The organism is Saliphagus sp. LR7, from assembly GCF_003344565.1.
Taxonomy (GTDB): domain Archaea; phylum Halobacteriota; class Halobacteria; order Halobacteriales; family Natrialbaceae; genus Saliphagus; species Saliphagus infecundisoli.
The window spans coordinates 130,370-142,098 of record NZ_QPND01000008.1 but is presented as its reverse complement, the minus strand read 5'-3'; the positions used below and the strand labels follow the sequence as shown (position 1 = coordinate 142,098).

Annotated in this window: 13 protein-coding genes and 1 tRNA gene; 5 read left to right on the top strand and 9 right to left on the bottom strand. The window is 68.7% G+C overall.

Annotated elements, in window-relative coordinates:
- Positions 1-2 precede the first annotated feature (2 nt).
- Together DVH23_RS12900 and DVH23_RS12895 are read right to left on the bottom strand one after the other, a co-directional pair.
- Complete coding sequence (locus DVH23_RS12900) at positions 3-551, bottom strand: hypothetical protein (protein ID WP_114577838.1); 549 nt, start codon at positions 549-551, stop codon at positions 3-5.
- A gap of 25 nt (positions 552-576) precedes the next feature.
- Entirely contained in the window at positions 577-1,893 is a 1,317-nt protein-coding gene (locus DVH23_RS12895; protein WP_114577837.1) for a HEAT repeat domain-containing protein, read from the bottom strand.
- A 207-nt stretch (positions 1,894-2,100) separates the two neighbouring features.
- Between DVH23_RS12895 and DVH23_RS12890 the strand changes: the two genes are divergently transcribed.
- Positions 2,101-2,346: a hypothetical protein gene (locus tag DVH23_RS12890; protein ID WP_114577836.1), complete on the top strand. Its 246-nt coding sequence runs from the start codon at positions 2,101-2,103 to the stop codon at positions 2,344-2,346.
- A gap of 90 nt (positions 2,347-2,436) precedes the next feature.
- Entirely contained in the window at positions 2,437-2,871 is a 435-nt protein-coding gene (locus tag DVH23_RS12885; protein WP_114577835.1) for a plastocyanin/azurin family copper-binding protein, read from the top strand.
- Positions 2,872-2,916: 45 nt separating this feature from the next.
- Here DVH23_RS12885 and DVH23_RS12880 read toward each other — a convergent pair whose 3' ends face one another.
- Genes DVH23_RS12880 through DVH23_RS12865 form a run of 4 tightly spaced genes read right to left on the bottom strand, consistent with a single transcriptional unit; the run spans position 2,917 to position 5,435 of the window.
- A complete protein-coding gene (locus DVH23_RS12880) occupies positions 2,917-3,543 on the bottom strand; it encodes a 30S ribosomal protein S3ae (RefSeq protein WP_114577834.1) in 627 nt (208 codons plus the stop codon).
- Complete coding sequence (locus DVH23_RS12875; protein WP_114577833.1) at positions 3,540-3,830, bottom strand: KEOPS complex subunit Pcc1; 291 nt, start codon at positions 3,828-3,830, stop codon at positions 3,540-3,542. Before DVH23_RS12875 ends, DVH23_RS12880 begins: the two co-directional genes overlap by 4 nt.
- Complete coding sequence (locus tag DVH23_RS12870) at positions 3,827-4,960, bottom strand: exonuclease (protein ID WP_114577832.1); 1,134 nt, start codon at positions 4,958-4,960, stop codon at positions 3,827-3,829. Before DVH23_RS12870 ends, DVH23_RS12875 begins: the two co-directional genes overlap by 4 nt.
- 7 nt (positions 4,961-4,967) lie before the next feature.
- Entirely contained in the window at positions 4,968-5,435 is a 468-nt protein-coding gene (locus DVH23_RS12865) for a 30S ribosomal protein S15 (protein ID WP_114577831.1), read from the bottom strand.
- Positions 5,436-5,657: 222 nt separating this feature from the next.
- Here DVH23_RS12865 and DVH23_RS12860 point away from each other — a divergent pair.
- Positions 5,658-5,729 (top strand) — tRNA-Ala (locus tag DVH23_RS12860).
- A gap of 562 nt (positions 5,730-6,291) precedes the next feature.
- Here the strand turns inward: DVH23_RS12860 and DVH23_RS12855 are convergent.
- Both DVH23_RS12855 and DVH23_RS12850 read right to left on the bottom strand, forming a co-directional pair.
- Positions 6,292-6,669, bottom strand: a complete 378-nt coding sequence (locus DVH23_RS12855; protein WP_114577830.1) for a hypothetical protein — start codon at positions 6,667-6,669, stop codon at positions 6,292-6,294.
- Between the two features lie 178 nt (positions 6,670-6,847).
- Positions 6,848-8,275, bottom strand: coding sequence for a sugar porter family MFS transporter (locus DVH23_RS12850; RefSeq protein WP_114577829.1), 1,428 nt, complete (start codon positions 8,273-8,275; stop codon positions 6,848-6,850).
- A 356-nt stretch (positions 8,276-8,631) separates the two neighbouring features.
- On the opposite strand from DVH23_RS12850, the gene DVH23_RS12845 reads away from it, so the two are divergent.
- Positions 8,632-8,922, top strand: coding sequence for a hypothetical protein (locus DVH23_RS12845; RefSeq protein ID WP_114577828.1), 291 nt, complete (start codon positions 8,632-8,634; stop codon positions 8,920-8,922).
- 201 nt (positions 8,923-9,123) lie between these two features.
- Here the strand turns inward: DVH23_RS12845 and DVH23_RS12840 are convergent, their stop codons facing one another.
- Positions 9,124-10,260: an FAD-binding oxidoreductase gene (locus DVH23_RS12840; protein WP_114577827.1), complete on the bottom strand. Its 1,137-nt coding sequence runs from the start codon at positions 10,258-10,260 to the stop codon at positions 9,124-9,126.
- Between the two features lie 164 nt (positions 10,261-10,424).
- On the opposite strand from DVH23_RS12840, the gene DVH23_RS12835 reads away from it, so the two are divergent.
- Positions 10,425-11,702, top strand: a complete 1,278-nt coding sequence (locus tag DVH23_RS12835; RefSeq protein WP_114577826.1) for a hypothetical protein — start codon at positions 10,425-10,427, stop codon at positions 11,700-11,702.
- Positions 11,703-11,729: the final 27 nt, after the last annotated feature.

The following is an 11,729-nucleotide window of genomic DNA, read 5'->3' as shown; positions in this document are numbered from 1 at the left end:
GGCTATCTCTTCCGGACCTCGGTTCTCTCCCTCTCGTCTCCGGACCGATCGCTCCCGGCCGACCGCTCGATGGGCGGTCCGACGCCCGGCCCCGAACCCTCCTCGCGGTCGCTCTCCGTCCGGGAATCGACCTCCCTGCGTTCGGGCGCTCCGAACGGAACGTACGGGCGGACGGCGCCGACGGCGACCACGAGCGCGATCCGGCCGGCGTCGGTCTCGTTCGGGAGGGCGGCGGTCCTGTGGCCGTCGGTGATCGTCCACTCGTGGGCGGCCAGCACCGAGGGATCGGGCACCGAGAGGACGAGGAACTCGCCGACGTTGCCGTCGGCCGTCGGATCGGGATAGAGCCCCGCGATCCGGGGGCCGTCGCTCGCGTTCAACTCGTCGGCTCGCTCCCTGGTCTCCTCGGTCGGGCCGGTCGGACAGCGGTCGGCGGGTTCGGCCGCCGGATCGACGGTGGCGGCTCCGGGGCCGATGGCGAACACCCCCGAGACGGCGACGACGCTGACGGCGAGCAATACGGAGACGGCGACCGCCGGCCCGGCGTGCATCGCCGGGTCTGGCGCGTTCCCCTATTTAAACCTGTGCCGCGCGCTCGGCCTCGGACTGGACGAGGTACGAGCGGTCGTCGTCGTACTCGCCGAGCGCGTCGAGAGCCTCCTCGGTGCCGATCCGGTTCAGGGCCCAGGCGGCGCTGGCCCGGACGGTGTCTTCCTCGTCGTCGGCGACGACGTCCGCGAGGGGATCGATCGTCCGGGTGTCGCCGATCAGTCCGAGCGCGCGGGCGGCCCGGCTCCGGGTGTCGGGATCGTCGGCCAGGAGCTTGTTCGCAAGCGGCTGGACGGCCGCCTCGCTGCCCATCTCTCCCAACGCGCGGAAGGTGACCTTCTGGAGGAGGGGGTCGGAGTCGGCGTCGATGTATTCGGTGAGGGTCTCGACGACGGCCTCGTCGGCGACGCCGATCTTCCCGAGGATCCGGATCGCGGGCCGATTTCGCTTCTCGGCGCGCCCGGCCATCGTCTCCAGGGCGGCCTCGTCGCCCATCCGTTCGAGGGCTTCGAGGGCGTGTTCCTCCATGAAGTCGGACTCGAAGGTCTCGAGGGCGAGCAGGACCATCTCGACGTTGCCCTGCTTCTCGTGGACCTTCAGCGCGCCCCACTCGGGGGGGTAGTCCTTGTTGTGTGAGAGGACGTCGTAGTAGCCCTGGGCGTCGAGCTGTTCGCGCACGGAGAGGTCGTCCCAGGTCTGGGCGTCCTCGATCGCCGCTCGAAGCTCCTCGGTCGCCTCGACCAGCCCGGCGAGCGTCTCGCCGTCCTCGTCGGGATCGAGGTCTGCGGCTTCGATCGCGCTCCCGACCGCCTCGAGCTGGGCGGTGAGCCGTTCGACGGTGTCTAAGGTTTCGGCGTCCTCGATCCCCTCGACGCTCTCCTCGCCCGCGAGCAACTCCTCGACCTCGGCGACGTAGGCCTCGACTGCCGCCTCGAGTTCGGCCTCGCCCTGGTCGGTCCAGCGGGTCTCGGCGACCTCCTCGGTGGCCTCGTCGAGTTCCCGGACGACGTCCTCGGCGTACGGTCCTCTGGACTCCTCGAGGTCGGTCCCGAGGGTCTCGAGGTCGCTCGAAAGCGTCGTTGCGGGGCCCTCTTCGTCCTCGTCGTCTCCCTCCTCGGCGTCCTCCGCTTCGGCCTCGACGAGCGGCTCTAAGTCGGCCTCGATCGCCTCGAGTTCGGTCTCGATCTCGTCGAGGTCGCTCTCGGTCTCGGCGCTCTCGAGGCGCTCGCGGAGCTCCTCGGTCCGTTCCTGGAGGGGTTCGACCCCTCCCTCGCTCGCGCCGTTCTCGCCGTTTTCCCCGGCGTCCGCGTCGGCTCCGTCGTCCCCGTCCGGTTCGTCGCTCATGGGTTCACCCGGCCGGACGCCGACGTGCTCGTAGCCGCGTTCATGGGAGGGGTTCGGACCAGGACGCTCCTAAGCGTTTCCATGTCCGGGAGGGTGTTCGACGCTCGCCGCGGGACCCCTTCGCCCTCGAGAACGGACCGTTCGACACCGTACGTGCCCGCCGGGCGGCACGGGTTTTATCTGGATTGACACGAACCTTCCGAAAGGATGAAAAACCGCCTGTTGCTCCTCGTCGGGGGACTGTTCGTCCTCGCGAGCCCGGCGCTCTTCTTCAGGTCGTGTTCGGACCACTGTGGGGGCGAGGGTGTTTCGCTGTTCGGCACCGAGATCACCGCCTTCACGGGCGTGATGATCAGTTATTGCACCAACGGCTCGGAGTGCACGGCCGGAGTCGGACCGGTGTTGCTCCCGCTCGGAATCGTCATGCTCGGTTTCGTGCTCGTTCGCCGCTGAATTACGCGACCTCGTCTCCACTGCCCAGTTCTCGAGCGAGCCCGGCGTCCGAACCACGGCCGTTATATCGCGTTCGTCCCAAGCCCCGATATGGACCGGCGTGGCTACCTCGGGGCGCTCGCTGGCGCGTCCTCGATCGCCCTCGCGGGCTGTACGACCCTCGCCGACGTCGGCGAACGCCTCTCCGGCGGCGAGGAGTACGAGGTCGGAATGTCTCGCAACGCGTTCGATCCTGCCGAGTACGAGGCGAGCGTCGGCGACCGGGTCGTCTGGAAGAACACGAGCGGTGCCGATCACACCATCACCGCCCTCGAGGGTTCCCTCCCCGAGGGCGCCGACTACTTCGCGACCGGCGGCTTCGACGGCGAGGAGGCCGCCCGCGAGGCCTGGCGCGACTCCCGCGGGGGTCGCCTTGAGCCCCGCGGGACCTACGGCCACACCTTCGAGGTTCCGGGGACGTACGACTACATCTGTATCCCTCACGTCGGCGCCGGGATGGTCGGGACGGTCGTCGTGGTCGAGTGACGCCGCTGGTACTCGTCCCGGAGATCGAAGAACTCGAAAAACCGCTTATTCGGAGTCGTCGACCTCGACTGCGGTCTCCTCTTCCTCGGCGACCTCCTCGGGGTGGGCCTCGAGGGTCGTCTTCTGGATCTCGACGCGGCGAAGCGGATAGATCGTCTTCGCCTCGCCGTAGATCCCCGAGGAGAGTCGCCCCTCGACGACGCTGTCGATCAGCGAATCGAAGGTCCGCTCGGCGGCGGCTTCCTCGACCATTTCGACCATCTTCTCGCGGATCGCCTTCTCCTGGCTCGCGTCGGCCTTCTTGGTCGTGAAGGCGACGGGCTGGATCTGGACCCGGTAGTCGTCGGTCGTCAGCACGGTGACGTAGGCCTCGACCTTCGAGGCGCCACGGCGGACCAGCGAGCGGAGGTAGTCCCTGGCGAGCGCGTGGCGCTCGAACTCGGTGTAGGCCGCGTCGCTGCCGACGTCCGTGATCCGGAACGTGAGCTTCGTGTTGTTCTCGCTCGCGTCGTTGGTCAGTTCGCCGAGCGTGGTCTCGATCGTCCGGTCGTAGACCTGCTCGGGCTCGTCAGCTGGCGTTTCGCCGAGCTCGGCCCGGTCGAACTGCTCGGGGGCGAGCACGGTGTACCATCGCTTCTCCTGTCTGGATCGTGAAACCGATCGTTCGCTCATGATTGTGTATCGTCTGCCGCGGTCGTTCCGTCGTTCGATTCTTCGCTCTCGTCGGTGCCGTCAGCGAGCGCGACCGTCTCGATGGCTACCGCGAGGTTGACGACGTAGTCGTCGGTCGTCGAGCGCAGGCCGGCCGTCGAGTCGCGGGCGATCCGCGTCCGGATTCCCCTGCCTTCGACTGTGGTTTCCATCTCCGCGGTGTTGTCGGGCGCGATCGCGGCGGCGATCGTCTCGCCGTCCTCGTGGGCCGTCCGGATCGTCGCGCGGGCGCGTTCGTGCCCGGTCATAGTGTCCCCCGCACGGCGGTTACGACCGCGTCCCGGTCGCCCTCGATCCGGAGGTAGCCCCGGCGGGGCCCCGCGTCGTAGGCGTTCCCCGCGCCGAGCTCTTTTGCTGCAGCCGCGAGTGGCTCTCCGAGCGGGCGCGCCTCCGTCGTCGCGAGTGCGGCCTCGCCGTTCTCCCCGTCGATCGCTAACACCGTGGGCTCGGGCGAACGGTAGTCGGCGACAATCCGGGCGACTGCCTCGACCGCGTCGTCGGTCTCGACGACGACCAGCCCGTCGTACCGCCGCGTCGCCCCACGGTCGAGGGCCGCGTGGGCCCGCCGGCCGTGCTCGCGCCAGGTTTCGAGGGCCGCCTCGCGGACGCGGCCGGGGTCGCCCGCGGCGAGCGCGACGCCCAGACCCGGGGCCGTCCGTGCGAGCGCACGGAGGACGTCCGCGTAGCCCTCGACGGTCGCGAAGGGGTGGTCGCCGGCGATCCGGGCCGGTCGCAGGACCCGCTCGACCGCGTGGGCCGCCCGTCGAGAGGCCTCCCCTCCGACGGCGTCGATGGCCACCGCGGAGGCCGTCGCGGTCGGCTCCCCGCCGGCCGCTTCGACCAGCGACTCGGCCGCGTCGGAATCGCCCGACCACGGGCCCCGACACAGCGTCGTGTGGGCCAGAGCGTCGGTGGCGTCGGTCGGCGTCGCGATCCCCGGACGGGGCTCGATCAGCCCGTCGTCGACGGTGGACTCGCGAAGCCGGGCGAGTTCCCCGCTTTCGGGATCGATCCCGGCCGCCGCCGCTCCCGCGAGTGCGAGGATCGGCTCCGGCTCGCTTCCGAGATCGGCGACGAGTTCGCAGGCCCGCGGCGTCGCGGGGCCCTCGGGCGCCAGCCGGTGGCCGCTCTCGGGGCCGTCACCGACGACGACGGTCACGTCGTCTCCGTCACTCTCGAGGCGGGCCGTCCGGTCGGCGACCGTCGGGGCGACCGAAACCTGGTAGGGAATCGCGCGGTCGGCCAGCGCCCGCGCGAGCAGACCGCTCGCGGCCACCGCGTCGCCGTCGGCCCGGGCGAGCACGCGGACGAAGCCGGCGCTCTCGATGGCGGCGGCGAGCCCGGTGTCGGCCTCGACGGCGGCGCGAGTCGCGGTCATTCGGTGGCTACTCCTCTAAGAGGTCCGCCGCGACCTCGTAGGTGTACGTGAACTCGGGGTCGATCTCATCGCCGCGGTAGTAGTCGACTAGACGACGCACCTTTGACTCGGTGTTCTGGAGCGCGCGCTTGTTCTGGTAGTCCTGGCCGTTCTCCCGAACGTGCTCGCGCAGGCGGACTGCCTGCTCCATCAGGTTCCGGAGATCCTCGGGGAGGGCGGGCGAGGCGTCGTTTTCCGCCAAGATCTCGCCGACCTTCTTTCCGGTCGCGAGTTTGACGTCCGGGATCGGGGTTCCGGTGACGCCCTCGTCGCGCAGTTTCATCCCGATCTGGCTCGGGTCATGGCCCTGCTCGGCGAGCTCGACGACCCGGTCTTCGATCGCGTCGCTGTCTACGTCGCTCCACTCCGGCGGTTCGTCTGCCGTGGGTCTGTCCGAACCGGACGAGCCCCGACGGCGGGTATGCATTCGTGCCATTAGTGAGGATAGGAACCGCACTGACCGCTGTCGTCGGTCCGGGTGGACCGGTGCACTTCCGCAATCCCAAGCTGCCAACGGCAGCGAGTCGGATTTGCGGCCGTGCGCTTCCCACCGTCCGTTCTGCCGTCGCGGACTAAAGGGTTTCTACACGGCGTCGGAGCTGTCGGTGCGGCCGGTTTTCGAGGGGTTTATCTGGACCCGAGGGGAACGAAGGGATGCGGGCTCGTAGATCAGTGGTAGATCACTCCCTTGGCATGGGAGAGGCCCCGGGTTCAAATCCCGGCGAGTCCACTTTTTCACTTCGTTTCACTTCGTTTCACTCGCTCAGTCGTGAACTCGCCGTACCGAGCAAACGCTTCCCGTTGCTCAGTCCCGGCGAGTCCGTGTTTTTGCGGCGCGAGCAAACCCGTGAGCGGCGAGTTCGCTACATGAGCCAGGATTCGAACAGGGTGTGAGTGAGGCGAAACGACCGAGTCAGAATCCCACGATCCTGCCTCTTCCCGCCGCTCTACCGGCAATCGGCCCTCTTCAGGGTTCATTTCTTCGTACGAACCCGAAGGTCGTCCGGTGGGGTCGTTTCGCTCTCGGACCGACTCGGCCCTCGGCGGGCCCTCGTCGAGTTCGATGCGAGTTCCGCCGTCCTAGAGGAGAGACGGCGGATCGCGAGAGAGTGGCTTGCCGACGGGCTCACGAGGATGGTCACCGTGCCGGCAGTTCTCGCTTTGGATGACAGGCGTAATATCCCCCGTGAGCGTTTTCCGAGCCTGAAAAACCACGCCCGAGTCGGTCAGTTCGCGATCTGCCGTCCGTGCGAGAGCGAAGATCGACTCGAGAGACCCGATGCGGCCAGGGTCTACACCGCGAGCAAAACGATCGGATACGTGCCGACGACGGCACCGCTGACGGCACCCATCAGCCGCGTCGCCCGGTCGCGTCCGGTTCCCATGCGGCCCGTGGTACAGGCGTAGGCCGCGTAGTAGCCGATCGGGGTCAGTGCGAGGAGGGCGATCCGGCTATAGGGGGGCACCAACTCCCCGGCGGCGGCCACGGCGTAGCCGGCGACCGCGAACGCGACACCGAACACAACGAAGAAGAGCCCGGCCTCGAACAGCGGGTTCGGCTCGCGGTCATCGATCGTCGGCGGTTCGTACCAGCGGACGGTGATCGCGGCCTGGGCGAGCGCGCCGAGGACGGCGACCGCGAGGACGACGGCGGTCCGTACGACGACCATTGGCGATCGGTACGTCGGATGCCGTGTTAATCGTTCGATTCCCGGCTCGAGCCGCGCGTCGGCGAGCCCGTACCCTCCTTCGGGCGGGTTCCGCCCGGGTTCTCGGTTCAGACAGCCGCGGACGTCGCCTCCCGCGCGAAACAGGGCGTCTCCATGGAGAGGAGAACCGGGCCCGGTCTCAGTCCGTCTGCTGGGGACTGGCTCGGTCCGCGTCGGCGCCGACGGCGGTGTTCGCACGGAGGTCGTCCTCGATCTCTTCCAACGAGCGGTTCATCGTCTCGGGAACTCGAGTGTAGATGAAGTAGAAGGCGAGCACGCAGAACGCTCCGAGGATCCAGAAGGAGTAGCCCTCGCCGATCAGATCGACCATCGGGAGGAAGGTGAGGCCGACGACGAAGTTCGCGCCCCAGTTGGTGACGCTCGCGACGCCCTCGGCGGTGCCCCGGATGTGCAGCGGGTAGATCTCGGAGATCATCAGCCAGAAGACGGGGCCGAGGCTGATCGCGAAGAAGCCGACGTAGAGGAACATGCTTCCGAGGGTCACGTAGCCGACGATTCCCGAGAGCCCGGGGAGAAAGAAGCCGAGGCCGAGCACGCCGAGCATGACGGCCATTCCGGCGGTTCCGACGAGCAAGAGCGGTCGCCGGCCGACGCGGTCGACCAGCAGGATCGCGACGGCGGTCAGGACGACGTTGACGACCCCGATCCCCAGAGTCCCGACGAGCGAGGCGACGTTCCCGAAGCCGATGTTGGTGAGGATCGTCGGTGCGTAGTAGAGGATCGTGTTGATGCCGGCGAACTGCTGGATGATCGCTAGGCCCACGCCGACGACGAGCGCCGGGCGGACCCACGGTTCGAGCAGGTCTGCGAGGCCGCCCTCGGCCTCGGTCTCGCTGACCTCGCGGATCCGGGCGATCTCCTCGTCGATCTCGTCGGTCGCCCGGAGCCGCGAGAGGACGTCCCGGGCCTCGTCGATCCGCCCTTTCTCGACGAGCCAGCGTGGCGTCTCGGGGAGGAAGTAGGTCCCGATCGCGAGCACCGCTGCGGGTGCGGCCCCGAACAGCAGCATCCAGCGCCAGCCGATGATCCCGAAGAGGTCGGGCGCGAAGAGGTAGTTCGTGGTGTAGGCCAGCAGGATGCCGATGGTGATCATCAGCTGCTGGAGGAAGCCAAGCGCCCCCCGGATGTCCGGCGGGGCCGTCTCGGCGATCAACAGCGGGCCGACGATCGAGGCGGCGCCGACGGCAACCCCCTCGACGACCCGCCAGAAGACGAGCCACGCGAGCGTCGGCGAGAGCGCCATCCCGAACGAGCCGACGAAGAAGACGACGGCGCCCGCGAACGTCACCCGCCGGCGACCGAACCGGTCGGAGAGGGTCCCGCCGATCGCCGCGCCGATCATCGCCCCGATGAGCATGCTGCTGGTGACGACGCCCTCGAGGAACGGGGTCAGCGCGAACGTCTCGTTGATGTACAACAGCGCCCCGGAGATGACGCCGATGTCGAACCCGAACAGCAACCCGTTGAGCGCCGCGATCGCGGCGATCGCGTAGACGTAGCTGCTGTGCTCGCGTTCGGCGTTGAGCAGCGTGCCGACGGTGTTCATCGTTCACCGGCGTCCACAGGAGTCGTTCGGTTGCTGTCGAGCATCGGCGCGCGGTCCCGATCCGCGCGGTCCTCGCTACGATGGATGCGTCTCGGATCCCGTGTCATTTTCTACACGCCGACTCCGTACTACAGATATGTAAGTCGTTGCTTGCAAACTAAATATGAAAATCTACAATGATAAACGTCGTCCGGAACGAAATGGGGGTGTCGGATCTCGTCCCCCGGTCGCGACCCGTCTGGTCGGCGTGTTTCCGGAGCCGATCCGTCCAGACGCTCGATCCGCCCATGTACACCGGGCTTGCGTCTGACGGCCGTCTGACCGGGTTTTTTATGGGGTGGATACGACGCGGAGGTATGGAGTCACCTGCCCGACGCCCGCGCCGTGACGGGTCGCCAGCAGGAGAACCAGTCCACGCCCTGAACGCCGGCCTCATCGGTCTGGGCTCACTGTTGTTCGTCAACGGCGCCGGGATCAGCCTCGTGTCGGTCTTCGTCCCGTTCGCGGTGAACACGGTGCTGGTAAGCGTGTTCGTGACGGCGCTGTTCGTCCTCTCGGTCGTCTGGTATCTCCGGTCGGACGGCATCGACCTCGCGTCCCGGGTTCGCCAGTCCCGAGGTAGCCACACCCCTCGTCGCGGGTTCTAGCTCCGAGGGCGTGAACCCCTCGAGTTCCGGTGGACGCCCTTTCGCCTCCTCTCGGTCGGCCCCGACTCGCTCTCCACCCGATCCACCCGTTCCAGTCGAAACGCGTTCTCCACCCGAACCACTCGAACCGCTCCGTCGGACGAGTGGCTGACGTGCGTCTGACGATGGGCGGACACGCGGCGGACGACGGCGGCCGGACCGTCACTCCTCGAACCGGTCGACCGAGAACGCCTCGAGCCCGCGGCTCTCCCCCCGAACGCGGTCGGCGACGAGCTTGCCGCTGTACGGGCCGAATGTGAGTCCCGTCGGACCGTGACCCGTCGCGAGGAACGCGCCCGGGACATCGGGCACCGCTCCGAGGACGGGCCGGCCGTCGGGCGAGGCCGGCCGCAGCCCGACCCGGACCTCCTCGAGGGCGGCGTCGGCGAGCCCGGGTGCGACCCGCAGGGCCTCCTCCAGCACCTCGCGGACGCCGGCGGCGGTCGTGCGGGGAGCGAAGCCGGACCCCGTCTCGCGGGTCGCACCCGCCGCGACGCGGCCGTCGGGCCAGGGAACCATGTAGTGGTCGCGAAAGGCCTTCACGATCGGCCACTCCTCCGGCTCCGACGATCCGGAGGGGAGTCCGAGGTGGACGATCTGGCCCCGCTGGGGGGAGATCGGAAGCGATATTTCGAGTTGGTCGGCGAACGCCGGCGACCAGGCGCCGCCGGCGACGACGACGGTTTCTGTGGGGATCGTCCGCCGGTCGGCGGTCCGGACGCCGGTCACCCGACCGTCGATCCGGATCTCCGTCACGTCGGCCTCGACGGTCTCCAGGCCGTGTGAGCGGCCGGCGTCCCTGAGGGCGGCGGCGAACCGCCGGCCCTCGACCCGGCCGGCGTCCGAATACCGGAACGCCCGTACGGCGTCCCCCAGCGGGGGGAACTCGCTTGCGGCGTTGTCGGGGCCGATCTCCTCGATCTCCGGCCCATCGTCGAGTCGGTCCCGGCGGCTCCGGATTGCCTCGAGGCTCCGCTCGTACTCCGGAACCTCCCCCTCGTCGACCGCGACCGCGAGCAGGCCGGGGCGGTCGAACCCCGTCGGCCCCGCTCCCTCGTCGTCGAGGCGGTCGGCTAGTTCGGGGTAGTAGTCGGCGGCTCCGGTCGCGAACTCGAGCCAGTCGGGATCCCGCGAGCGGCTACTGGTGAGCGGCGAGACGATGCCGGCGCCGGCGTCGGTCGCCCGCCCCTCGTCCTCGCGGTCGGCGAGGAGGGTCCTCGAGCCCCCACGCGCGAGATGGTAGGCAACCGAACTCCCGACGATGCCACCCCCGACGACGACCGCGTCGTAGGCGTCCATACCGGGGCCGCGAACGCGGGGCGAATAACGGTTTCGGGCGTGGACCGCGGCCGATCCCGCTTCGCTCGTCCGTCGCCGGGCGTGACCATCCAACCCCGACAGTCACCGAATTATTACTTTTTATAAACAAAACACTTTTGGAGGTAGTTGCTCACCGGAGCGGTATGGAACGAAGGGAGTTGTTGGCCGGCGGATCGAGCGTGGTCGCGGTGGCCCTCGCGGGTTGTGCCTTCGACGACGCGACCGAGGGATCGGGACCCGCCGACGATACGGACGGGACGGACGAGGAGAACGAGACGGACGAGGAGACGGACGCCACCGAGGAGGACGACGGATCCGACGAGGGGGACGTCGGGAGCAACGAGTCCGCCGACGCCGCCGACAACGAGTCCGATGAGGGGATGGCGGACAACGAGTCAGACGGTAATACTACCAACGAGTCGGAGGAGATGGCGGACAACGAGTCCGATGACGCCGCCGAGAACGAATCGGGCGACGCTGCCGACAACGAATCCGATGACGGGGTCGGCGACGATGCTGCCAACGAATCCGGGGACGCCGGCAACGGCTCCGACGAGGGGACGGGTAACGAATCGGCGGACCCCGATGGCGATGAATCGGATGGAGAGATGACGGACAACGAATCCGACGACGTCGCCGCCAACGAGTCCGACGACGAGATGGCGGGGAACGAGAGCGACGAGGAGGGTTCGGGCAACGAATCCGACGGCGACGGGACGGACGACGGAGACGCCACCGGAGCGGACGACGACACGACGGCGGATTCCGACGGAACGGACGGCGAGGACTCGACGAACGAGACGAACGAGACGGGCAACGGGACGGATACCGACGGGATCGACAGCGAGGACGAAACCGAAGGCGACGACACCGGCAGCAACGGGACCGACAGCGACGGGGACGGGACCGAGGAGGACGACGGCTCCGGGACCGACGACGCCGACGGTGGCGAGAACACGGGCGACGAGGACACGGGCGATGAGGGCACGAGCGACGAGAGCTCGGTCGAGGACGACGACGGTGACGACGGAACCGACGAGGAGGACGGGACGGACGCCTCCGAGCCCACACCCGGCGAGATCCCCGGCCTCGAGCCCGATGCTCTCGTCGCCGACGGCGAGGTCCTGGCGGAGATCGGAGCCGAGCGCCGCGGGTCGGAGCTGATAATTACGGCGGTTCCGGCCGACGCCTCCAATGATTTCGTCCTGGAGGAGGTGGGTGCCGCCCTCGCGGCCACGGCCGACGCGGTCTCGGATCGGGAGGCGCTGCGCTCGGCGATCGACCGGGTCACGGTCGTCGTCCGATCTCCCGACGGCGAGGAGCTGTTCTCCGCCGGCGGTGGAACGCGGTGGCTGCTCGCGTTCGGCGACGGCGGCGGCACGGTCGAGGGTGTCGCGGGGCTCCTCGGGCGCTCCGGGTAGTCCGGATCCCGTCGCCGGTCGGCTCTT